Genomic DNA, 22,650 nt, shown 5'->3' with positions numbered 1-22,650 from the left:
CGCAAAAAAACCGCTTTCGGGACATTTGTCCCAAAAACGGTTTAACCATAGGCTCTAAAATGGTTCATGTCATTAGTCGTTAACAAGGTGAAGATGCGATGCGTGTCTGTGATATTTCTATAGACCAGGTGCTGTTACAGGTTACGAAACGGAGGAATTCAGCTTGCCAAGTTCATGCTCAACAACAAGAGTAAGCTCTTCTTCGTAGCCCCCCATAATATGGTACTTCCGGACATACTCCTTTACAAATTTTTTCGGATCTTTAGGCCGGAAAATTCGTGTCATTTCCCGCAGACTTTCCTTAACCTCATTGTGACCTTTCGTTGCCATGATGGATCCCTCCCAAAACGTGTGGAATAAATTACTCCGTTTAAAGAGAATGCCGAAAAGATCTACCTCATTAAGTTGAAGCCATATTGCAGTTCTTACGGTGACCATTAGGTTGATATTCAGCAACTTACCAATGCACCTGACACTATACATACCCTAACAGCATGCAACTGAATCATTAATATATTATATCATATTCCTCTGTTTGTTTCATCTTTCCCAAAAATTGTTTTTCTGTACTATGTTTTTTCGCCGCGTCATCGGTTGCGCACAGAATTGGTTAAGATACTTTTAAGCGATCCTGCCGGCTGCAAGCGGCGAATGCCGTCACCGGAATCAAAGATTTGAGAAGATGAGATACAAGGAGGCCGTTATATCATGGTGAAGTCACAGACTATCCTGCATTCCCCCGTTGCCTCAAGCCCGCCTATTCCCGTTGCGGAGCCTGAAGACGCAGGCCTTCGGCGCGACGCGCTCGATCGGGTAGACCTGATCATACAGAAGCAATATCCGAAAATGCGGAGCTTCCTCCTCCTTCATGCCGGCAAACTTATCTACGAACGCTACTACGGCGGCCACGGCATATCCTCGCTGAATGATTTAAGGTCGGCCACCAAGAGCTTCACGTCTGCGCTTTGCGGCATCGCCCTCTCACGCGGCGAACTGCCTGAACTGAAAGCCTCCGTGACCGATATCTTTCAGCGATACGTTCCCCAGCGAGCTCATCCGTTATTGCGCAACGTGTCCCTTCATCATCTGCTGACGATGACCTCGGGCTTTGCGTGGCAAACCGGTAAAAAGCTCGGGGAACCGCTCATCCACCGTTTCCACCGCAACCGGAAATGGACGAGCTTCGCCCTATCCCTCCCTGTCGTCGAACAGGAAATGGGCCGATTCCAATACCGGAGCACCGATTCCCACCTGCTCTCCGTTGCGATTAGCGAGGCCACGGGAATGGACGCCTACACCTATGCCCGGAAATATCTGTTCGAGCCGCTCGGCATTCGCCATGCCGCCTGGTCCCCGAGCCCCGAGGGGCACAGCATGGGTCATATCGGCCTGTATCTTACCTCCCGCGACATGGCCAAATTCGGTCAATGCTGCCTGGACGGGGGACAGTGGCAAGGCACGCCCGTCATTCCTGAAACCTGGCTTAAGCAGGCGCTCACTCCGCAGGTGAAAGGCTATCCGGCTTTCGGCGATTACGGGTTCCAATGGTGGACCGGCATTCAGAACGGATCGGTTTATGCGCTCGCCCACGGCCATGGAGGACAGCAAATCTACCTTTTTCCCCAGTTGGATACGGTCGTCGTATTTACGGCAGACAGTAAGGTCAGCCGCTGGAAGAACCCGCGGGTACTGCTGGAACGCCATATCCTCGAGGCCCTGAAATCCGCAGCGGCTTCCGCCGAATAGCTGGCAAATCGCAAACCTCGTTCTTTCTTCGCAAGAAGCGTTTGTGCCTTTTCCAAGCCCATTCACTGGCTAACATGCAAATTTCGGCGGATAGTCCCCCCTCTTTCTGGTTACTTTATGCCATATGAATCATTTCTTAAAATCAAGCTGAGAGGAGCATGCGACATGTCCGGTAAAGACAAGAATCTTCACCCGATTTCGAGAGAAGGGGTTGACGTGGACGGAACGTACACGAATGAATGGGGACGGGAGGAATACCTGAAGCGAGGAGAGGAATTCCCGTTCGATCCGCAGATGGGCTCCACGGAGTGGCGGCTGGCGGAGTATGACTTCGACAACCACCATCAAGGCAGAACAGACGAGCGTCTGGTTCCGAAAGAAAAAGGTCCGGATAAACAGGTGAATGCCGAATCTCCGCTCCGCCATGACGTGGAGGTAGATTAAAGCCCTTGCATACGGCAGCGAAGAGATGATTCATCAGACCCGCTAATAAAAGGGTGATTTGATATGCGAAAATCGAAGCGGCTTCTGCTGTGGCTGATCCCGATCGCCATCGCGGCAGCCTTATGGCTCATAGCTAATGTCGTGGAACCGGAGTATGCCTATGTACCGCCTGCGCATAAATTGGAAAATTCCAATTCCACGCAAATCCAAGTCCGGCAAACCGATGTCATTCGCCAGTATGACCTGTGGGGCAAGACGCTTACGGTCCCGGGAACCGCTTTGCAGGATCAGCACCCCCGTTTGACAGCGGCCAATGGCGCAGTTGAGGTAAACAAAGAGCTGCTTGCCCTGGGGCGCCGCACGATGTATGAGGAATCCTTTGGCAATGAGGTGTTCTTGACCGATATTTTGGGAATCGTCGACGGTCCGATGAAGCTCAAAAACGTTGCTAAAGCCCTTGCCGAGCTGAAAGGACGGGGAACCACCAATTTGCGCGTCGAGCTTGATCAGGATGTGACCATCGGCGGCAAAACCTTCCGCAAGGGGGATAAAATCGATACCGGCTTTGACGTAGCCAAAGGAGCTTATTCCCCCATTGGCGTAACGTTCAAATATGCCGAAGGCAAAACCCGCATCGGCGTTAGCTGCATGGCCTGCCATGCCACCGTGAACCGTGATACGGGAAGGGTCGTGGAAGGCGCGCCCAATTCCGATCTGAACCTCGGTTTAATGCTGGCGTTGGCCCCGAATAGCGCAGCGTATTTCACCCACACGGACGTTGCGAACCTCGTGGATTATGTCAAGAACGGGCAGCGTACCGTCATAAATTCCAAAGGGCAAGCCGAAGCCCTCCCGGATCCCGCCCTGCTGGAAAAAGCCGTTGACGACAATCTGATCAAATGGGCGCCCGGCAATTTCGATACCACCGTCGATAAGGTCAGCGACGTGACCCAAATTCCCGATATGTTTACAAAGGGCGACCATCCGTACAGCTGGAGCGGCTTCGCTATCGCGGGTCCCTTCAAAGGACTCAGCACCTTCAGCAACAATGTTCACGCCCAAAATACGGATACCTTGAGCCAAACCGAGGTCAGCGAGCCGCTAATGGGGATCGACAAAGAGATTTATGTGGGCACCATCCTGCAAAATGCGGCCCATCGCAAGTTTCGCTATGATCCAAGCAGCGGGCTGAAGCCGACCGAATTCTTCGACCGCCTGGACCCGAATCCCGGAACCCCCGGCGTTAATGAGGTCATCAAGATTCCGAACTTCCCCAAGGTTTCGGCCATAGCGCCGAACGGGCTGTATATCAGCTCGCCGGGTTTTAAGGCCGGGGAGCAGGTTAATGCCATGTCCGCTTATCAGAATACCGTCCGTCCGCCTGAAACCGATAAGGCTGAAACCTCCGATGCCAAGACCCTCAGCCTCGGGGCGGAAGTTTTCAAAAAAGCGCAGTGCATCACTTGCCACGCAGGCGACTATTTTACCAACAACCGCATTCTGCGTGCGGCAGAAATCGGCACCGAGCCTGCAAGGGCGAAGGCCTTCCATTTTACGCAGAACGCTTTTGGCGAGGCGGAGTTCTACCCGCCCGACACGCCTGTCCCGATTCCTCCGGACGCCAAGGCGACTAAAGTCCCGCTGGATGGAATAGATCCGGAGCAGATTCAGCTGGGCTTCGGCCATAAATCGGGCGGCGGTTATAAGGTCAAAGGATTGATCGGCCTCCGCTGGTCGGCACCGTATTTGCACGACGGGGGCGTCGCGGTCGGGCCGGAGCTGTCGCAAGCCGGAGTGCCGGCAACGCTTATGAAGGGCATTCACCCGGATCCCTACAACAGCCTGAAAGCCCTGATCGACCGCAAGCTGAGACTGCGGGTCGTTGAGGCGAACCGCAAGGATTCGAGACTCAGGGACACCCACGTCACCGGTCAGGGACATGAGTATTGGGTCGACGAAAGCAGCGGGTTCACGCAGGAGCAGCAGGATGCGCTCGTGAAATATCTGCTCCAATTGAAAATGAAATAAGTCCGGGATATATCCATCATACTTTGTCCCATCGGCTCATAAGGTAAGGTATATAGCTTGCCCTACCCCAGAACCGGTCTAAGACAAGGAGTTGATGAGATGTCCCCTTTCAAATCGTCCACAGGACTTCCCGAGAATCTGGCCGCGACGCTGTGCTATCTTCTTCCGATGGTCGGAGGAATTCTGTTTCTTTCATTAGAAAAGAGAAGCCGATATGTCATATTCCATGCGCTGCAGTCCTTGCTGGCCTTCGGCCTTCTGGCCGTCGCCCACCTGCTGTCGAGCGCGGTGCCCATCATCGGCCTTCTGGCCTCCGCCCTCCTGGCGCTGGTCGGCGTGCTGATGTGGCTGGTGCTTATGTTTAACGCCATTCAAGGAAAATGGTTCAAGCTGCCATGGATCGGCAATTTCGCGGAGAAACAAATGCAGCGTATCTAAGCTAGGTCATGCAAAAACGGCTTCCTCCCATGATTGGGAGGAAGCCGTTTTTTTTGGGCTTTAGCCCTAGACCGATCAGGATCAAAAAAGCAGCCGGAACGGATCCGGCTGCTTTCGAAGATCATCTTAAGCTGCGTGCCCTTCTGTCGTCTCGCCTCGCTCAGTGCGGGTCGGCTTCGTATATTTCAAGCCGTTAAAGATCAGATTCAGCACAATCGCGGTCAAGCTGCCGGCCACGATGCCGTTATCGGCAAGAATGCGCAGGTTGTCGGGCAGGCTGGCGAACAGGCCCGGCACGGTTGTGACGCCAAGACCCATGCCGACGGAACACGCGATAATGAACAGATTCTCATGACGGTTAAGGTCTACTTGATCCCCTAACATCCGAATGCCGGAAGACACCACCATGCCGAACAGGGCAACCATCGCCCCGCCCAGAACCGACGTCGGCACAAGCTGCGTCATGGCGGCAATCTTCGGCACGAATCCGATCAATACAAGCAAACCGCCTGCCACTACGATGACGTCGCGCGTCTTCACGCGGCTCATCTGAATCAAGCCAACGTTTTGGGAGTACGTGGTATACGGGAACGAGTTGAAAATACCGCCTACCACAATCGCAAGACCCTCCGCACGGTAACCTCGGGACAAGTCCTTGGAGGTGATATCGCGATCCACGATTTTGCCAAGCGCCATAAATACGCCCGTCGATTCGGCAACGCTGACGATCGCTACCAGAATCATCGTCATGATCGGAACGATTTTAAACTCCGGCGTGCCAAAAAAGAAAGGCTGCGGCGCGCGGAACCAGCCGGCTTCGCGCAATGGGGTGAGATCGACCCCGCCGTATAACGCGGCAACCAGGGTGCCGAGAATGAGACCCAAAAGAACGGAGATCGAACGCAAGAAGCCTTTGGCAAAACGGTTCATGATAATAATGAAGGCAAGAACGCCGAAGCCAAGGGAAATGTTCAGTGCGCTGCCAAAATCCTCGCTGCCTTGGCCGCCCCCAAGGTCGTTCAAGGCTACGGGGATCAGCGTCAGACCGATAATCGTAACAACAGAGCCTGTAACGACAGGCGGGAATACCTTAATCAGCTTACCGAATAAACCGGAGAACAGAATGACAAATAAACCGGAAGCGATAATCGCTCCATAAATAGCCGACATGCCATGCTGCTGTCCGATAATGATCATCGGACCTACGGCCTGGAACGCGCAGCCGAGCATGACCGGAAGGCCGATACCGAAGTACTTGTTCCCGAATACCTGCAGCAAAGTAGCGACCCCGCATGCCAGCAGGTCGATGGCGATGAGATACGTCAGCTGCTCCGTCGTTAAACCGAGCTGCCCGCCAACGATAAGCGGTACGATGATTGCCCCTGCGTACATTGCCAATACATGCTGCAAACCCAGCGAAAAGGTTTTGCCCGGACTCCGATTTTTATCGAAAATCGGTTCTTGCACCGCTTGTTTCTGTTGTTCCATGGCTTGTTGATTCCCCCCGTTAATTTGTTAGCTTTCGTTCTATGCGAATGTCACAACGCCGTCGTCAAGTGATGCAATCCGTACGAGCGATTCTACCCGGTAGCCCGCTTCGGCCAGCAGGCGTCCTCCCGGTTGAAACGCCTTTTCAATGACGATCCCGATGCCCACCACTTCGGCACCCGCCTGCTCGACGATTCGAGCAAGCCCGAATGCCGCCTCGCCGTTGGCAAGGAAGTCATCCACGATCAATACTTTATCGCCTGGCTTGATGAATTTCTTAGCGACCGTAATTTCGTTGGTCTCCTGCTTCGTGAAGGAGTACACCTTCTCCACGAATATATCCTCACGGAGCGTCAGCGATTTCTGCTTCCGTGCAAAGATGAGAGGCACTTCCATCTCAAGCGCGGTCATGATGCCCGGTGCGATGCCGGAGGATTCGATGGTCAATACGCGAGTCACGTTCGCTTCCTTGAACAATCGCGTAAATTCCTTTCCCACCTCTTTCATCAATACCGGATCCATCTGGTGATTCAGGAACGAATCCACCTTCAGTACCTGTCCGCTTAATACAATGCCTTCCTCTTTCACTTTGTTCTGCAGTAATTGCATGATGCTCCCCCTTAAATTTGTTGTCCGCATTCCAAGCAAAAAAGCCCACTTCCTCCCTTCACCGAATCGCCGGGAAAGAAACAAGTGGGCATAAGCAGCAAAAACGCACCGTTAGCCGTCCGATCAAACGGAATTGACCTGGCTTGTCCGCTGCTGCTATAACCCGTAGTCCAATCATTTCCGGTGATCGGGTAGAGACATGCAGGCCGATTCCTGCACCTATACGAGAAAATGTATGATATCCGAATTCCTTAGAATGCTTACGTATAAATGTTATATTTCCGAATGAATGAAGTATAACGCATTCCCTATGAAAAAATAAAGTGAAAATTTACGGAAATAATAAACTACTGGTCAATTAAAGAAAAAAAAGGCTGCCCCATACGATTAATGGGACAGCCCTCCCTTGCATCAACTTGTAGGTGTCACTTCGATTATCCATTCCAGGGGCTCACCGATGGGCACCGACATATCGCTGTTTATATCAACCAGCTGGATACGGAGCGTATAAGTCCCGACATGAGCTTGCTGCCAGCGGAACAGGATATCGCTCCCATTCCCTCCCAGATCCATATCCCCAGCCGTTAAACCTGCATTCACTCGGTACACCCCTTCACGATCCGGAGTTGCGATCTCATACCCCTCCGTCGGAACCGTTCCCGGCTCATGCGGCTTCATCCGGAATCCGAGTACGCCCAGACTTACCGGCTGACCATGGTCATCGAGAATCGTCAATTCGTAGCCAACCCGGGTATCCTCGCTCAGTCCGTACGCTTTGGAAGAAAACCCCCAATACATATCAAGGGCTGCCGGAAACGGCCCTTCGCCAATGAATTCGAACTGCGAGAAGGGACTGACCTGGATGGAACGGACGCCTTCTCCAAGCACAGTCAATTGTCCTTCCTTGATCTCAAGCAGCTCAATCTTCTCCGTATAGCTGCCCGGCTCCAGCAGATCGGCGTAGAACTCCAGCGGAATATCCGGCGAAGCGACCTCGCTTAACTTAAAGCCGATACCATCAACAGACTGCAGCGTAAAGCTTCCCTCTGCGTTGGATTCCACCGTCTGCTCGCCATGACGGACAGGCAGACCCACGACCGGACTTCCATCCCTTGTCAGCGTCACCCTGACTTGAACTTCCATGTCATCGGCATAGCCTTTCGTCTCGAAATGAATGGATCCAAAATAATTGTCTGGGCGGGCCGACAGTTCACTGCTCATATCATCGCTATATATAACCTTCACGAAAGGGTCGGTCACAGGCGGCTCCGTCGTAGGAGGTTCCGTTACCGGAGGCTCAGTCACTGGGGGCTCGGTCACAGGCGGACCGGTTACTGGCGGCGATACGCTGCCTCCTGATCCCGAGCCGCCGCCAGGAATAACCGGCGTCGGCAGCCGAGCGCCTTTCTCCTGCTCCGCCTCTTTCTTGCCCTGGAGAAAGCGTGCCTTCTCCTCTGCGCTTAAGGATTGAAGAAGCTGCTCTTCGGCCTTCTTTTTCATTTCCTCCTGTGCTTTCCTGTTCGCTTCGTCCTGCTGCTTCTTCTGCTGCTCGATCTTTGCCAGCATATCGCCGAGTTTCTCATGCAGCTGATCCAGCTGATTCTGCTGTTGATCTTGCTTCTTCTGTACCTCTTCCTGCTTGCGCTTCAGTGCTTCCAAGCGCGCCTGCTCCAAGGCAGGGTCGAGGCCGGCTTGTTTATCCAAATCTTTCACTTGGCCAAGATCAAATATCTTCCCCGAATCCGGGTTTGCTTCTTTAATCAGTTTATCTAATTCTTCTTGGCTGGCTTTTTTCTTATCAAGCGCCTCTTTCGCGATATTACCGATGAGGTTATTCAAATTATCCGCGACTTTTGCCAAATCGTCCGGCGATTTCATAATCAAGTCCTGGGTGCCGTTTCCGCTTTGCCCGGACTGTAGTTCTTGCCGCTTCTTCTCAAGAAACTCCTCGTTCTCCCGGTCGATGTCGTTCTTATTCTTAATTATCTGAGCAATGATTCCCGGCGAAGCGTTCCCAATCAAATCCTCAATATCGATGAATTGTACAGGGGGTCGTCCCTCTTGTGAACCGCCTAACGATATTTGTTGCGCGGGACTAATCGTGACCATGCCGGATAGCAGCAAGGAACCTTCTGTGCCTGCCGGCACCAGCGAAGAGCTGACTTTCCCGCTAGCCGTCACTACGTTTGTCATTCCTGTTAAGGGGTTGACGGTGATTATAAAATGCGTGCCTTGTACGCTATTGTCCGCATAACCGGTCCGCACGTCGAATCGATCCGTCGACCGGGCCAAGTCGGTAACATCATAATAAGCCTGCCCAGCCTCCAGATTCAGCCGAGTTACGTTGGAGATGCCAATCTTGCGAAGCTGCTCGGCCACCAGCGTCGTGTCGTTGCCTAACGTAATGACATCTTCCGTATCCAGAATCCGAAGCTTGGCGCCTCCCGTGCCGGAGCCGGTAACAATTTCATCGTCTTCGCCCAGCATCATCCCCTTGTAGGCATCCACCTGCGCATACCCGCCGTAACGGATCTTGGCCGAACCGGTGATTTCCACGATCTGCATGCGTCGCGGCGTAAATTTCGAAGTGCTGAAGCTAACATCCCCCGGCTTCGTTTCACGTTCAGCCAAATCCCGGATGATAACCAGCTTGCCGCTTTCGTTCCATTGGACATCCTTGCCCATCAGTTCGGCCACCGCTCGCAGCGGAGCCATCATCTGGCCGTTGGCGATATACGGCTCAACTTCCGTCGCCGCTCGGGAAACTTCTTTGCCTGCCTGATCCCGAGTCATATAGGGATCTCCGGCTTGCAGCGTGATGACATCCTCGCCAAGGGCTAATGTCATTTCCTTATTCTTGGCATCGTAACTCATACGGGTTCCGAGCAGCGTGCCTAACGTTCTGACAGGCACCACGATCTGGCCCTCTTTCATAACGGCCAAGTCGCCCAATTGAGCCGCCTGATCTCCATAAGCTGCGGCGATCCCTTGGCCTGGTTGCCAGGCATCGGGCGTCTTATAGCCGGACCATGCCCGGACGGCCCCATTGCGTTGGTCCGCGATGAACAGCTCCCCACTATCCGAAGCAACGGCAATATCCGCCGGCGCGTTGAATCTGACCTCGCTTTCAATTCCATCCGCGTAACCTCTGGTTCCGCCGGCCATGGTGGATACGCGTTCGTCTTTCAGTTGACGCACGGCATGATTATGGGAATCTGCAATGAGAAGTCCATCCTCCGCGCTCCATGCCAATCCCCGAGGCGAGTTGAAGCGGGCTGCACCCGCAGCTCCGTCCAGATAGCCAGGATCTGCGTATAACGCGTCCTTGGCGTAGCCATCGGATGACGGACCGCTGCCGGCGGCCGTCGAAACGGTCCCTTTCCCGAAATCGATATAGCGGATCGCGTGATTGCCCGAATCGCTGACATACAAATTGCCTTTACCGTCAAGCGCAAGACCTGCCGGCTCGTTAAATTGCGCTTCAGCAAGCGATCCGTTCTTGTAGTCCCCTGCCAAGGCGATGACTCCGGTGCGAACCTGGACAGCACGCGTCGACGGGCTGCCAATCGTCGTTACTTCCCCACCCGGGGAGATTCTCCTAATGACGTGGTTTAGTGTATCCGCCACAAACAGAATGCCGTCCTCCGTAACCGCAACGTCCTGCGGCTCTTGGAACAAGGCATCTTGAGCCTTCCCGTCCTTCAGCCCCATCCGTCCGTTGCCCGCTATGGTGGTTACCCTGCCCGCTTGATCGATTTTACGAATCGCATGGTTGCCTGAATCGGCTATGTACACTTGACCTTTTCCGTCAACGGCAATCCCGGACGGCCGGTTCAAAAACGCAAGCTCGCCCTGGCCATCCAGGAGCCCGCCGATCGGAAGTCCCCCGCCGTCCCGCTTGTAGGACAAGGAGGCACCTGCGAGAATGCTGCTCTTCCCGTCCTTTATTTTGCGAATCACATGGTTCTCCGTATCGGATACGATAACGGAGCCGTCAGGCAGCCAAGCCACACTGCCCGGTTGTCGCAATCCTTCCGAAGCCAGTGACGAGGATAGCCCGGCTGCATTCCCCGGCCCCCCTGCAATCGTAGTCGATTGACCTAAAGGTAATCCGTTGCCGGCGACGAGCTTCTCTTTGCTTGGAAGAGGTGCAGTTGATGCTGCCATGGCGTCGCTTGCTCCCCCAAATATACTCCCCGCAAGGACAGCGGCTAATGCCATCATGCCCATCCTTCTAAACCTAATCGAAACCAAATCCTTAACCCCCCTATACCTAAGTGATATTTCTAGCAAAAATCATACAATAATCCGGTCCTATCTGGATACATAATTTTCCTGATATATCTGACATCAAAAAAAAGCCACCTCAACGGTAGCTTTCTCCGACAATTTCATCTATTGAAACGTAACATGGATCTGCACGATCTCGGAGCGGGAGCCCAGCCGAATCGGCGGTCCCCAGAAGCCGTAGCCCGAGGACACGATGGAATGCATCCGGCCTTTTTGCAGATATCCCCAATCGTTCTCGAACAGGGCCCTCGTAATCAAATGAGCCGGGAATACCTGACCGCGGTGCGTATGCCCCGACACGATCAGATCAACGCCCTGCTGCTGTGCTTCGTCCAGCGCATTCGGCTGATGATCGAGCAGAAAGACCGGCTTGGATAAATCGGCCCCTTCCATGATCGCGGACAAATCGGCGCGGTCCTGATCCTGCTTATCCCGCCTGCCTACCAGCGTCAAGCCCTCCACCGTCAGTTTCTCGTCATACAGCACGGTCATGCCGCTGTCCTCGAGAGCCGATATCAGCTCCGTAATCTCCCCTTCGAATCGGTCATGATTGCCAAGCGAAGCATATACGCCATAGGTCGCCTGGATATCTCTCAAAATCCGATCTATCCCCTGGCTTAAATAAGCATCCAGATCATCATCAATAATATCGCCTGGAAACAGCACCAGATCCGGCTTCAAGCCGTTGATCTCCTTCACCATGCGCTCAGCGTGCGCCTTGCCAGACAGGACGCCGAAATGCATATCGGACGCCATGACGATATTCAGCTTCTCCATGGTACCCGCATCCTTGTCCACCAGAATATCGTAAGCACGTACGGTTGGACTATAAGCGTTAAAGGAGCCGAAACCGATCGCGATCACCATCAGCACCAGCACGACGGATACCGCCGCCTTCTCCAGCCCATCTCTTCGCAATGCCGTCATCCTCAGCAGCCATAACACGATGTGCATCAACGGGAGAAGGATAATCAGCACATAAAAAATAGCCATCCAATACGATCCTATAATATTCAGCACGGTTGGATTACCGAAAAACCGTCCTGATATAAACGATGTCGATACCACGGTCAGCACGACTATGTATACCCATTTGAGCGCCATGGACGGCCCCGGCCTCAACCAGCTCCATACGCTTCGTCCAATATAATAAACCAGCAAGCCGTATATCAAAAGCGCCACGATTCCTGCAATAATAAACATCGCCATCCCCTTCCGTACATCCATTATAGCAAGCGGATTTTACAAATCCCAGCGGACGTTGGCGGAAGGCGGAGGGCTTATGATCTTCGCATGGTTCTAAATAGCATCAAGAAGCCGTTACAAACCCGTGCGTTGTTTCGGCAGCAGCTCGTTCAGCAGCGCCTTCAAATTACGGTCTTCCGTATATCGCTCCTGCCCCATATCCAATTCATTCACGCGTATATACGTATAGCTTTCCGCGCCGTTCTCCGGTTTAAAGAGAAGTTCATCATGCGGGTCAGGCACCACCCGGTACTCCATTTCATGAAACATATCGAGCAGCTGCTCACCTGTAGGAGTCTCTCCCTTATCAACAAAAATCAATCCCCGCAGCTTCTTGGGGCCTTCTTTATGTCCGACTGTAAAATGAACGATGCATTCCATGCTCATCCATCTCCCTTCTTGGTTGTTATGTTATCGGTTCATACCCGTCTCATTCATGTTCTCCTGCCATCTCGGCCTTCATTCAAGCCGGTTGCCGGTCTTAAGCAAATAAACGCCAAGATGAATCCCGGCGTTCCTAATCATTATGTCTATTCCATTCTACGATGAAACATGATGCTTAACTGTGACAAAAGTCACTTCCAGAAAGGTATTGATCTACAACGTGCCCCTAGGCCGTATTGCGATTGGAGTCCCCGTTCACTTCTTCTTCGGGATCGCCTTCACGCCCCGCCAGCGGGCGGGTTATCGATGACGCAGCCACGTCTTCCTGGTCTTCCTGGTCTTCCTGGTCTTCCTGGTCTTCAGCCTCCGGCTCCGCATTAAGATACTCGCTTTGAATCAGGCCAAAGTGTTCTCCGTAACGCGCTTCCAGCTGCCCGCCCATATCCTGTTCCAACTGGAACAATACCATCTCCTGGGTAAAATGATGCAAGAGCAGCTCTGCCATGACCGGATGCTCCGTGATGACCGCTCCCGTATCATAGTCCCCGCCGCGCATCCCTAAGATGCACCATTGCCGATCGACGACAAACGAGAACTTCCGGCCGCCGGCCCTGCGATTCGCAAGGTCGCTCCACCCGGGCCACGCCAAAGTTCTAGAGAGTCCCTGATCCGGACCGTCGCAAGCCCACAGCACCTTTACCCCTCTGGCCTCCGCTTCCGCCAGCGGCTCACGGAGCAGCGACGCCTCCTCGCGCCAGACGTCAACGACGATCTCCCGTTTCGCCCGCTTCAGTTCCCGTACAAGCACATCAAGCACCGCCTGATCCCCCTCCATGCTAAGGAAGGGAGCGGCCGTGCCGCTGCTCCGCGGCAGGCTCTTCTCCACAAAAGCGAGGGATGCCTCCACGCGCCCGGATATCATCCGCGTCAATTCCTCCGGCTTCAGCGAGCGGTAACGGACAGGTTCCCCGTCCATTCGCTCAAGCGCTCCCTGCCGCTCCAGACGCTGCATGGCCGCATAGACGTTGGAACGCGAAGCGCCCAAACGTTTAGCTACCTCATACCCGCCTGCAGGCCCATGCTCGGCAAGGTCCACCATAATCTTCGACTCAATTTCCGTAAATCCCAAATTGCGCAAATGATGCAGCAATTGTTCCATAATATTAGTCCTCCCATAGATGCTCGAACGCTTGCTCTATCATTCACACTGTCCTTTATTCATCGCGCAAGGGCATGATCGTCCGAATCCCTATCTCTTAAATCTGTTCAGCTCCGCAGCGCGGACACCATTTCGAGCCTTTCGGCAGGTCGACGCTGCAAATTTGGCACTTCACCATGTCGCGGGTCGCTTCATCGTCTCCGACGTAGTCTTGACTTTGATTATTTTCCTGCCAGAAACGAATGCGGCGGTCCAGCTCCAGCTGTCTCTCCCGCTCGCGCTCAAGCTCTTCCCAATGGCGGCGTTCCCTTTCCTGCTCCTCCTGCTCGAGGCGCAGCCGTTCAGGATCAACATCCGGTTCAGACGATCGCTCGATGATCTCCTCGCGCTGGCGTTCCGGTTCAGGATCGTAGAGGTCGGGCTCGTACGGATCCGGATTCGGACGATAATCATAGGTCTGGACATCGTCCTGTTCCTCCTGGATTTCTTCAGCCGCAGCATATTCGCGTTTATCGAACATGCTCTTGCGCTCGGGCTCCCGCGGCTCTTCCGGCGCTGACTCCTCAGGGTCAATCAAATTGGCAAGCTTGTTTCCGCAATACGGGCAGAAATTCGCGTCCAGCGCGACCACGCGTCCGCATTCGCAGACCCGTTCATTCTTGAGCACCGCGATGCGGTTCCGTATCGCTTCGATTTGCTCCTGCAATCCATCGCAGGTTTGCGCGAGCTCGACCATCTCCTTTTCCGCAATCGTCATATCCTGCTGACGGTAGCCCTCATAGAATACTTTACCCATCTGCAAGTAATACGAGTTCTTCTGCTGTTCGATTTCGGAAATTTGGCTGTTGAGCTTATTCACTTCGACCACGTGCTGCGCCTTTTCCGTTGCGCGGTTAGCTCCATCCTTGAGTTTCTGTAAAATCTTCATTTATGAATCCTCCTCTTTCTCATATCCCGATTCACCGGCGGTACGCCGGCACATTGTCGTATCTCTTCATCAAGGTTATAAACGATTTATAGCCAGCCATAAACCGGCTGCCCCATGTTTCTTTGCAGTTCGCAGATTTGCTCATGTGTCATGATATGATCCTCATCGTCCAGTATACTGCCGTCATGGTGATTCTATCATACCAAATTCCTTGCCCCATGTGAAAAAGGAAGCCCCTTCCAACTTCGCTTCTGATTCATCCGGCCCCCGAACGTGTATATGATTAGAAAAATGCATAGCAAGGGGCGGCGGCCGGTTTAAACCCCGTATCCTATTCCGTGCAGCCTTGAGCTGCCGAAGTCTGGAGGGATTTATCATGACAAACGATAAAAAGACGTATTATGTTTCAGTCAATCACAACCTGATCCAGGATGTACCGAACGATACGAACGAATATGTCGTATATATGGATGATGAAGAGGTCTCGAAGCTGAGGGGGCTGCTCCATGAGGTCAGCAGCAGCGACCGATATGCTTTTAAACGGACGTTCGTCCCATATAAATCGGCAGATCATGACGATGCCGCCGAGGAATACGATGAACGGACGATTAATCTGTACACCTTTCTCCATGAACATGGGGATGAACGCACCCGCAAAACCATCGAGGATATGAACATCATCGGCAAGCTGAACGATACCGGCTACGATGATCCCGGTTATGAAGACTCGCCACTGAATAAGTAATCCGAATGCTTCAGTCCAAAAACAAAGGAATCCCGGAGCGAGCCGCTCCGGGATTCCTTTGTATAACTAGAACATCGCCCGGTCTTGCGCAGGTCCTGTTCTACTTTATAGATTCGCAAGCCGCGGTACAAGGATAAAAAGTCCCGTTTATCCTACGACTATTAGCACAGCTTACAGTTTAATGTTCGCTTCGTCGAAATACTCCTCCAGCGTCAGGCCGCTGTCGGCGATGTCCGGTGCCAAATCCTTTCCTACGTAACGGATATGCCAAGGCTCGTATACATAGCCGGTAATATCCTCGGCCCCTTCCGGATAACGAATGATAAAGCCGAATTCCGGCGCGCGGCTCGCCAGCCACTGCCCTTCCTCCGTATGGCCGAACGTTTCCTCCAGCGCATTGCCCGCGCTAGGGCTGGATACGTCGATGGTCAGGCCGGTTTGATGCTCGCTCGTACCCGGCACAGCGCTTACGCGGTTAGCCTCGGCTTCCCCCTTGGTACGAACATTGTTCTCATATATGGTTTTTTGACGGGCATAAGAACGGTATCCCGATACGGCCCGAAGCTCGATGCCGTCCGCTTTGGCCGCATCGAACAATTCCTCGAGCGCATCCGCCGCTTCTTGTCTCAGGTGCCGTTTCTCGTGCGGCTCGTCAAAAGAAAACGGAACGGCCGGCTCCACAAGATCACTCGGCTCATAGCCGTCCGGCAAACTCCGCTGCTTGTTCACGACTACCGTCACGGCCTCCGCATTGGTCACGACCTGCTTGCCGCCGCTCTCCTGGATGGTGGCCTGGAGTGCATTCTCGCTGCGCTTTGCCATGACCGGATCCGCCGGCTGATTCTCAGCCCCCGTTTCCCCATTCTCCGATCCGCCTTCAGGAAGCGTGCTGCCTTCCTGGCCCTCGGCCGGCGACTGCAATTCCTGCCCCTGTTCCTTGCCGGAGCCGGCATCGTCGGATTGGCATCCCGCCAGAATGGCCCCTGCTAACAGCAGGGATGACAGCATTACGCTTGTAAACCGGATTCCTCTTCCCGAAAATGCATTCATCTCTGCTACTTCCTTTCCCACAGTTTGTCCTGCCCCCATTGTACCTTATTCGGAATAAACAGGACAAACGAGCCGCTGACGAATCATGACGGATTTATACCGTTTACGTCAGGTATTCGGCAGCTTGCCTCGATTTACGGCGCCGCTCTTATCGAATTCCATACCATTCTGCAATGGATGTCCAAGCTATGGCGAAGGCGGCTCCAAGCTGCGGCGCTTCTGGTCCGCTTGCTTGGCCGCCCCGCGAGCGATCAGGGCAAGCGCTTTGGACGCGCCGCGAACGCCCGGCAGCAAGCCTGTCCAGTCGCCCGCCGGGCCGAGCTGATCCGCCGGAGGCGGCGGCGACAGCTGCACCGCCAGCTCGCTAAGCTGCTGGCCGGGCCGGTGCAAGCGGCCCTCGGCCGCCGCTTCGGCCACCCATTCGCCCGGAGAAGGACCGGACGGTCCCTTCTCCTTCGCGCGGGCGGCCGACTCCGCGGCAGAGCCGCCTGCCGGCAGCGGGGCTGCTTTGGCCCAGGCGTCGAAGACGCCGGCCAGCAGCGCTTCCCGCGGCAGCCCCAGCAGCGTCAGCTGCTGGAGCGGCTCTGCCGCCAGGCGCCGGGCTGCGGCAGCCAGCAAGGCTGCGGCATGCCCGCAAGCCGCTCGGCCGCATGTGCAGCGCGCTTCGGCGGCAAGCTCTCCGCCCCGCAGGGGGGATGGCGCCAGTTCATCCAGCCAAGGGGCGTCCTGACCTGCAAGCAGGCGGTACAGCGCCTGCGGGTCTTTCTCCAGATAAGCCAGAACCGCCTCGCGGGCGGCAGGATCCAGTTTCTCCACCTGAACGCTGACCTCATAAGTCTCCGAAGATTCGATGTCTCCATCCGCTTTTCCCTTCAACCATCCCGGTTCGATCTCGAGTCTGAGCCCTTCGGCTAATCCCGCAGTTTCCATAGCCCGCACCTCCTTACATTCCATTCGCGTACCGGTACGCCTGGTAGGCATGATGCCATCCGCGGACCGGCATTTTCGGTTACATCCAATCCTGCTCCTGAAGCTCGATCAGCTGGCGGAGCTCGCCGTCCGACATCTCCGTCAGCCAGGTTTCGCCCGACCCGACCACCTGCTCGGACAACGCCTTCTTCTGTTCGATCAGCTCGTCGATCCTCTCCTCCAGCGTTCCCTGGGAAATCAGCTTGTGCACCTGAACGTTGCGGTTCTGCCCGATCCGGAATACGCGGTCCGTCGCCTGATTCTCGACCGCCGGGTTCCACCATCGGTCATAGTGGAGCACATGGTTCGCACGGGTCAAATTCAGGCCTACGCCACCGGCTTTCAACGACAGGACAAAGAACTCCGTCCCCTCGCCTGCCTGGAACGCCCGTACCATCTCATCCCGTTCGCGTTTTTGCACCCCTCCATGAAGGAAATACGGCTGTTTTCCGTATTTACGTCCAAGCATGCTCACCAACAGCTCGCCCATGCCCACATACTGGGTAAAGATCAGCGCCGATTCTCCCACATCAGCGATGCTGTCCAGAATTTCGAGCATGCGCTCCATCTTGCCGGAGGACTCGGGACGCACAGCGCGTCCATCGTCGCGTCGAAGCAGCTGCGGATGATCGCATATCTGCTTCAGCTTGGTGAGGGATGAAAGCACAAGCCCCTTGCGCGCCATGCCCGTCCGGCTCTCGATCTGTCCCATCATCTCGTCGACGACGGCTTGATACATCGCGCCTTGAACCTCGGTCAGCGGACAATACGATTTCAGTTCCAGCTTCTCCGGCAGATCCTTGCGGATGTCCGGATCGCTCTTGAGTCTGCGCAGCATGAATGGAGAAACCAGCTTGTGAAGCTCCCGGAATCTCTCCTGCTGCCCTTCGCCCGGCGCATAGCGCTGACGGAAGCTGTTAAACGATCCGAGATATCCCGGATTGAGAAAATGGAAGATCGACCACAGCTCCGCCAGACGGTTCTCCACCGGCGTCCCCGTCATCGCAATGCGGTGCGGCGCGGATAATTTCATGACGCTCTGCGCCTGCTTCGTACGATAATTTTTAATATACTGGGCTTCATCGAGCACCACGCTCGACCACTGGATCGCGGATAAGTCCCCGCCGTCTCTTCCAGCCAAGTGATACGTCGTCAGCACGATATCATGATCGGCCGCCTCCTGCAGGAAATCGTCTCCGCGCAGACGGCGGACGCCGTGGTGCACATGCAAGGTCAGATCCGGCGCAAATCGCTGAATCTCCCGCTGCCAGTTACCCAGAAGCGAGGTCGGGCAAATGATCAGCACCGGGTCTCCCGCGGCTTCGGTATTGAGGCGCTCCAGCAGGCAAGTGATGACCTGCACCGTTTTTCCAAGCCCCATATCGTCGGCAAGGCAAACGCCAAAACCCAAATCGCGCATCACGCTTAGCCACTGATACCCCCGCTCCTGATACGGCCTCAACTCTCCGTGAAGCGAGGAAGGGATCGGGCGGGACGGAAGCTTGCGCACCGTTTCCCCGTCCAGCAGGGAGGACAGCAGGCCCGTTGTCTCCACTTCTTCGATGAAAAGCCCCTTCCACAAGCGTTCTCCATCCATTTCGGCGCTAAGGTGCATCCATTCAGCCAGCTCCATCTCGCCCTTCTCATGGCGTTTCATGAAGCGCAGCACCTGATTGATCTCCTTCAAATCCACCTCAACCCATTCCCCGCGGAACTGGACGTAAGGCAGATTCTGTTCGGCCAAAAATTTCAATTCCTCTCGCGTCAGGGTATGGCCGCCCATCGCGGCGGATATTTGGAAGCTGACCAGATGCTCCATTCCGAGCACCGGCGTCGACTGTGCTTCGCCTGACGATCTTGCATCCGGCATCATTTTGAGGGATAAGCCGACGCGGCGGCGTCCTTCCCTGCTCCAGCGGGACGGCATTTGAACCGTAATGCCGCTCGCCGTTAATCTCGGAACCGATTCCTTCATGAACGTCGACAACCGCTCCAGCGGCAGGGTGACGCTCTCCGGAGCGCGCCCGTACAAGCCTTCCGCCAGCTCGGGAGCCAGCGCCGCGGCTTCTCCCAGCCTCATGAGCAGCTGCAGCTGGGCCCCAGCATACATCCGTCCGCGCAGCAGCTGATCGGATTCCGGACTTCCCCATACGCTCCGGACCGGCATCAATAAGCCTTCATCCTCCTGGCTTCGTGCCCAGAAGGTTACCTTCCAGTCCTTCCGGCTCTCTTCCAGCGGCGGTTCGAGCCGCAGCCCAAGGGCAAGGGTTCCGTTCTCAGGAGGCTGATCCTCCCCGCCGGCGTAAGGGAACACGGTCCCCCCGACCCGTTCTACGGCTTCCTCCAGCTCGCCCACTTCCTCCGCCGTTCCTTGAATGGGAATATCCCGACTGACCGTCAACAGACTGTTCCACCACAGCTCGGTAAGCGGGGATTGTCCCCTCCGGTAGTTCGCCAGATAGGCCCTCAGCTTGTCCTCCGATTCGCGAACGGCAGCCCTGGCTTGACTGTCGATCACGCCGCACAGGAAAGAATACAGCACGATCGCCCCCGCTTCCTCCCGCGTGGAAGGATCGGTTCCGGCAAGCGCTGCAGGCGTCCCGATGGCAATAGGAGGAATATTCGCCGCCAGCTGCAGAAAACGGGCCGTATCCTCGGTATTCAGCTGCGGTTTCCATACTGCTTTTATCGTGTGCATCGACGTTTTGCGCCTTCCGGCGGAAGGCACCTCCGCCGTCCCTGGTGCAAACCTCCCCTGCAATAACAGCTCCAATGCGAATCTGCTCGCTTGCACCCAATATTCCATTTCTTCGCCGACGGCCAAACCCTGAGCTTGGGTATGCTCGGGATCCAGCGAAACCAGCATGGAGAATGCGTCTCCCGGTGTCAGCGCAAGCCCTTCCATCGTCCGTCCGCCAAGCGTCTTCCGTTCCGGACGCCGCGCGCTTTTCGATCCGAGGACTTTGGCCGGATATCTGAGCTCGGCAAGCCGGAGGGAAGCGTTAGCGAAGGGACGGGTTCCATCCGGTTTGCGAAAGGTTCGGACCACTCTGCTCCATGCATCCACTCGGGGCTCCGAAACCTCACCGGAAAAACAAAAGAATACGTCACCTAACCATACGCCATAGAGCGGTTGATTCATCGTTGTCTCCCGTCTTTTCCTGCTTTATAGATATTATTACTATCTTATACGATAGCAACCTAATTTCAAAACGATACGGATTATGGCCATCGCCAAAATAACGTCAACCTTTATCATACCATGTATTTACTATTTCGTTATGATCTATGTATTGCATAGCGAATTCTTCTATTATATAGAGTAATGAAAAATCCTTGTTCTTATGCAGTCTCCCGTTGATTCTTGCCGCCCAAATTTTCGAAGCGTGCATTTTTTATGCGACCCTTCCGCTGATCCGGCGTATGTAGATCATACATTAAGAGTTCGGGAGGTCTTGCATTTATGAGTTTTATAGGCTTTGGTATTTTCGGGATTGCGGCTTTATTGCTGGGATTGTTCTTCTTTCTTCTTCACATTGCCGTCTGCGTATGGGGTTATAACGATGCCCGGCGGAAAGGGCGCAGTCCCGAGTTCGCGATTCTTGTTGTGCTGGGTTTATTGTTCTTCCCTGTGGTAGGTCTTATTATTTACCTGCTGATTCGCAATAATTATTAGCCTCCACAACAAAAAGACGGTGCAGGTTCGTCCTGCACCGTCTTTTTTGACGTCCATAATCATTCGGATGGCACTCGTGTTACTTCGCCTTTAAGCTGTCCCATGATTTCTGAATGCCTTCGAACAATTGGGTTTTGTCCACGTTGCCAGCCACATAACCCTGCATCTGGCTGCCGAATTCATTCATGCCGCCGTCCGGGAATTTGTTGAATTCCCAGCTGAGCGCTTTGTTCTCTTGGCTGTACTTCATGACATCGTTCCCCAGATCGCCAAGCGTCTCGCTGTTCGCCTCGATGCTGGTCAGTGCCGGGATGAATTTGAACTCTTCCGTAATGTAGCGTTTACCGGTCTCGGAAGTGACGAGCCAGTTCAGGAATTCCTTGGCTTCGTCCTTCACCTTCGATTTGTTGTTCACGACCCAGTTGTTCGGCACGCCGACCGGAAGCTTGTCGTTCTCTTCGGCGTTGTCATTGATCGGCATCGGCAGAAGGCCGATGTTCAGGTCCGGGTTGATCCCGTCGATCTGCACCTGCGTCCAATTCCCGTTCTGGGTCATGGCCGCTTCACCGCTGGCAAAGGTCGTGATTTCCGTGTTGTAATCCGTCGTCAGCGGGTTCTTCTGGCCGTATTGGACGGTGAGGTCGAACAGTCTCATCCATTCATCGAACTTCGCGTTGCCAACCAGCTTCTCCGTGCCTTCATTCATTCCTTTGACGAATGCATCGGGATCTTCCTGATGGGCGAACGGAATGTTCAGCAAGTGGTTGGCCAAAATCCAGGTTTCCTGGTATCCGTTCACGAATGGCGTGATCCCAGCCGCTTGCAGCTTTTTGGCAGCTTCCTCAAGCTCCGTGAGCGTCTTAGGGAGTTCGGTGATTCCCGCTTGCTCAAACAAGTCTTTGTTATAAATGAATCCGTAACCTTCGATGGTCATCGGTTGTCCGTACAGTTTACCGTCTTTTGTCATCGGTACTTTGGCAACGTCAACAACGTCCTTCACCCATGGCTGGTCCGAGAGATCCTCGACATTCTCAAACCATGTCTCCAGATCGCGGTATCCGCCGACGTTGAAAATGTCGGGCTCATCGCCGGAAGCGAATTTCGCCTTCAGCGCCGCACCGTAATCGGAGCCGCCGCCAACCGTTTGAATATCCAGCTTGATGCCGGGATGCTCTTTTTCGTACTCGGCCTTCAGTTTGTTCAAAGCCTCGGCGATTTCGACTTTAAATTGAAAAATCTTAATCGTTTTCGTTCCGCCCTCGGCACCGCCTTCAGCGCCTTGGCTGCCGTCCTCATTGTTGCCGCAGGCTGCAAGCAGCGTGGAGAAAGCCAAAACCATGACCAGGAGCAGCTTACCGTATTTCTTCATTGTAAAACCTCCCTTTTTTTTCTATAACATCGTGTCCAGCATTCGTTGATAGCGTTTACTTTTTCAGTATAATCAACCTATT

18 protein-coding genes and 1 riboswitch are annotated in these 22,650 nt (G+C 54.4%); of the genes, 6 read left to right on the top strand and 12 right to left on the bottom strand.

All coding sequences use genetic code 11. The features are described 5' to 3' along the window. Positions 1-141 precede the first annotated feature (141 nt). Positions 142-330 (bottom strand): hypothetical protein, encoded by a 189-nt coding sequence (locus AC3RCL_RS03630; protein ID WP_006208082.1) that lies wholly within the window; start codon positions 328-330, stop codon positions 142-144. A 378-nt stretch (positions 331-708) separates the two neighbouring features. Here AC3RCL_RS03630 and AC3RCL_RS03625 point away from each other — a divergent pair, with 378 nt between their 5' ends. The 4 genes from AC3RCL_RS03625 (at position 709) to AC3RCL_RS03610 (ending at position 4,656) form a co-directional block, all read left to right on the top strand. Next, positions 709-1,746 (top strand): serine hydrolase domain-containing protein, encoded by a 1,038-nt coding sequence (locus tag AC3RCL_RS03625; protein WP_492534594.1) that lies wholly within the window; start codon positions 709-711, stop codon positions 1,744-1,746. A 165-nt stretch (positions 1,747-1,911) separates the two neighbouring features. Then, entirely contained in the window at positions 1,912-2,190 is a 279-nt protein-coding gene (locus AC3RCL_RS03620; protein WP_009590511.1) for a hypothetical protein, read from the top strand. Positions 2,191-2,253: 63 nt separating this feature from the next. Next, complete coding sequence (locus AC3RCL_RS03615) at positions 2,254-4,218, top strand: electron transport protein (RefSeq protein ID WP_096777093.1); 1,965 nt, start codon at positions 2,254-2,256, stop codon at positions 4,216-4,218. A 99-nt stretch (positions 4,219-4,317) separates the two neighbouring features. Then, positions 4,318-4,656: a DUF4870 domain-containing protein gene (locus AC3RCL_RS03610; RefSeq protein ID WP_009593435.1), complete on the top strand. Its 339-nt coding sequence runs from the start codon at positions 4,318-4,320 to the stop codon at positions 4,654-4,656. Between the two features lie 126 nt (positions 4,657-4,782). Here the strand turns inward: AC3RCL_RS03610 and AC3RCL_RS03605 are convergent, their stop codons facing one another. The 7 genes from AC3RCL_RS03605 to AC3RCL_RS03575 all read right to left on the bottom strand — a co-directional run bounded on the left by AC3RCL_RS03605 (position 4,783) and on the right by AC3RCL_RS03575 (position 14,759). Further along, positions 4,783-6,144, bottom strand: coding sequence for a nucleobase:cation symporter-2 family protein (locus AC3RCL_RS03605; protein ID WP_009593442.1), 1,362 nt, complete (start codon positions 6,142-6,144; stop codon positions 4,783-4,785). A 39-nt stretch (positions 6,145-6,183) separates the two neighbouring features. Beyond that, on the bottom strand, positions 6,184-6,753 hold the full coding sequence (locus AC3RCL_RS03600) for a xanthine phosphoribosyltransferase (RefSeq protein ID WP_096777095.1): 570 nt from the start codon (positions 6,751-6,753) through the stop codon (positions 6,184-6,186). A 146-nt stretch (positions 6,754-6,899) separates the two neighbouring features. Next, positions 6,900-7,000: riboswitch (purine riboswitch) on the bottom strand. A 164-nt stretch (positions 7,001-7,164) separates the two neighbouring features. Further along, positions 7,165-10,977: a stalk domain-containing protein gene (locus tag AC3RCL_RS03595; protein ID WP_492534593.1), complete on the bottom strand. Its 3,813-nt coding sequence runs from the start codon at positions 10,975-10,977 to the stop codon at positions 7,165-7,167. A 171-nt stretch (positions 10,978-11,148) separates the two neighbouring features. After that, positions 11,149-12,246 carry a metallophosphoesterase gene (locus AC3RCL_RS03590; RefSeq protein WP_492534592.1) on the bottom strand — a complete coding sequence of 366 codons (1,098 nt, stop codon included), beginning with the start codon at positions 12,244-12,246 and terminating at the stop codon, positions 11,149-11,151. A gap of 117 nt (positions 12,247-12,363) precedes the next feature. Continuing rightward, positions 12,364-12,675: a hypothetical protein gene (locus tag AC3RCL_RS03585; protein WP_009593441.1), complete on the bottom strand. Its 312-nt coding sequence runs from the start codon at positions 12,673-12,675 to the stop codon at positions 12,364-12,366. A gap of 223 nt (positions 12,676-12,898) precedes the next feature. Continuing rightward, entirely contained in the window at positions 12,899-13,831 is a 933-nt protein-coding gene (locus AC3RCL_RS03580; protein ID WP_492534591.1) for a TrmB family transcriptional regulator, read from the bottom strand. A gap of 97 nt (positions 13,832-13,928) precedes the next feature. Further along, complete coding sequence (locus AC3RCL_RS03575; RefSeq protein WP_492534590.1) at positions 13,929-14,759, bottom strand: zinc ribbon domain-containing protein; 831 nt, start codon at positions 14,757-14,759, stop codon at positions 13,929-13,931. A gap of 376 nt (positions 14,760-15,135) precedes the next feature. Between AC3RCL_RS03575 and AC3RCL_RS03570 the strand changes: the two genes are divergently transcribed. Next, the gene (locus AC3RCL_RS03570; protein ID WP_012818902.1) at positions 15,136-15,504 is read left to right on the top strand and encodes a hypothetical protein; all 369 of its coding nucleotides are present in this window, start codon (positions 15,136-15,138) and stop codon (positions 15,502-15,504) included. Positions 15,505-15,675: 171 nt separating this feature from the next. Here the strand turns inward: AC3RCL_RS03570 and AC3RCL_RS03565 are convergent, their stop codons facing one another. The 3 genes from AC3RCL_RS03565 to AC3RCL_RS03555 form a co-directional block, all read right to left on the bottom strand. Continuing rightward, positions 15,676-16,554 (bottom strand): M15 family metallopeptidase, encoded by an 879-nt coding sequence (locus AC3RCL_RS03565; RefSeq protein WP_096777100.1) that lies wholly within the window; start codon positions 16,552-16,554, stop codon positions 15,676-15,678. Positions 16,555-16,740: 186 nt separating this feature from the next. Then, positions 16,741-17,484 (bottom strand): hypothetical protein, encoded by a 744-nt coding sequence (locus AC3RCL_RS03560; RefSeq protein ID WP_492534589.1) that lies wholly within the window; start codon positions 17,482-17,484, stop codon positions 16,741-16,743. A 79-nt stretch (positions 17,485-17,563) separates the two neighbouring features. Then, positions 17,564-20,665, bottom strand: a complete 3,102-nt coding sequence (locus tag AC3RCL_RS03555) for a DEAD/DEAH box helicase (RefSeq protein WP_213580152.1) — start codon at positions 20,663-20,665, stop codon at positions 17,564-17,566. Between the two features lie 321 nt (positions 20,666-20,986). Between AC3RCL_RS03555 and AC3RCL_RS03550 the strand changes: the two genes are divergently transcribed. Next, positions 20,987-21,199 carry a PLDc N-terminal domain-containing protein gene (locus AC3RCL_RS03550; protein ID WP_096777103.1) on the top strand — a complete coding sequence of 71 codons (213 nt, stop codon included), beginning with the start codon at positions 20,987-20,989 and terminating at the stop codon, positions 21,197-21,199. Positions 21,200-21,278: 79 nt separating this feature from the next. On the opposite strand, the gene AC3RCL_RS03545 is transcribed toward AC3RCL_RS03550, so the two are convergent. Then, positions 21,279-22,568 (bottom strand): ABC transporter substrate-binding protein, encoded by a 1,290-nt coding sequence (locus tag AC3RCL_RS03545; RefSeq protein WP_096777104.1) that lies wholly within the window; start codon positions 22,566-22,568, stop codon positions 21,279-21,281. Positions 22,569-22,650: the final 82 nt, after the last annotated feature.

This window comes from Paenibacillus sp. MT86, from assembly GCF_058792535.1.
This window is presented reverse-complemented; position numbering and strand designations above follow the sequence as displayed.

Bases quoted from the DNA above. Each gene is read 5' to 3' on its own strand.
- AC3RCL_RS03630 (WP_006208082.1), bottom strand. From the start codon at position 330: ATGGCAACGAAAGGTCACAATGAGGTTAAGGAAAGTCTGCGGGAAATG.
- AC3RCL_RS03625 (WP_492534594.1), top strand. From the start codon at position 709: ATGGTGAAGTCACAGACTATCCTGCATTCCCCCGTTGCCTCAAGCCCG.
- AC3RCL_RS03620 (WP_009590511.1), top strand. From the start codon at position 1,912: ATGTCCGGTAAAGACAAGAATCTTCACCCGATTTCGAGAGAAGGGGTT.
- AC3RCL_RS03615 (WP_096777093.1), top strand. From the start codon at position 2,254: ATGCGAAAATCGAAGCGGCTTCTGCTGTGGCTGATCCCGATCGCCATC.
- AC3RCL_RS03610 (WP_009593435.1), top strand. From the start codon at position 4,318: ATGTCCCCTTTCAAATCGTCCACAGGACTTCCCGAGAATCTGGCCGCG.
- AC3RCL_RS03605 (WP_009593442.1), bottom strand. From the start codon at position 6,144: ATGGAACAACAGAAACAAGCGGTGCAAGAACCGATTTTCGATAAAAAT.
- AC3RCL_RS03600 (WP_096777095.1), bottom strand. From the start codon at position 6,753: ATGCAATTACTGCAGAACAAAGTGAAAGAGGAAGGCATTGTATTAAGC.
- AC3RCL_RS03595 (WP_492534593.1), bottom strand. From the start codon at position 10,977: ATGATGGCATTAGCCGCTGTCCTTGCGGGGAGTATATTTGGGGGAGCA.
- AC3RCL_RS03590 (WP_492534592.1), bottom strand. From the start codon at position 12,246: ATGTTTATTATTGCAGGAATCGTGGCGCTTTTGATATACGGCTTGCTG.
- AC3RCL_RS03585 (WP_009593441.1), bottom strand. From the start codon at position 12,675: ATGAGCATGGAATGCATCGTTCATTTTACAGTCGGACATAAAGAAGGC.
- AC3RCL_RS03580 (WP_492534591.1), bottom strand. From the start codon at position 13,831: ATGGAACAATTGCTGCATCATTTGCGCAATTTGGGATTTACGGAAATT.
- AC3RCL_RS03575 (WP_492534590.1), bottom strand. From the start codon at position 14,759: ATGAAGATTTTACAGAAACTCAAGGATGGAGCTAACCGCGCAACGGAA.
- AC3RCL_RS03570 (WP_012818902.1), top strand. From the start codon at position 15,136: ATGACAAACGATAAAAAGACGTATTATGTTTCAGTCAATCACAACCTG.
- AC3RCL_RS03565 (WP_096777100.1), bottom strand. From the start codon at position 16,554: ATGAATGCATTTTCGGGAAGAGGAATCCGGTTTACAAGCGTAATGCTG.
- AC3RCL_RS03560 (WP_492534589.1), bottom strand. From the start codon at position 17,484: ATGGAAACTGCGGGATTAGCCGAAGGGCTCAGACTCGAGATCGAACCG.
- AC3RCL_RS03555 (WP_213580152.1), bottom strand. From the start codon at position 20,665: ATGAATCAACCGCTCTATGGCGTATGGTTAGGTGACGTATTCTTTTGT.
- AC3RCL_RS03550 (WP_096777103.1), top strand. From the start codon at position 20,987: ATGAGTTTTATAGGCTTTGGTATTTTCGGGATTGCGGCTTTATTGCTG.
- AC3RCL_RS03545 (WP_096777104.1), bottom strand. From the start codon at position 22,568: ATGAAGAAATACGGTAAGCTGCTCCTGGTCATGGTTTTGGCTTTCTCC.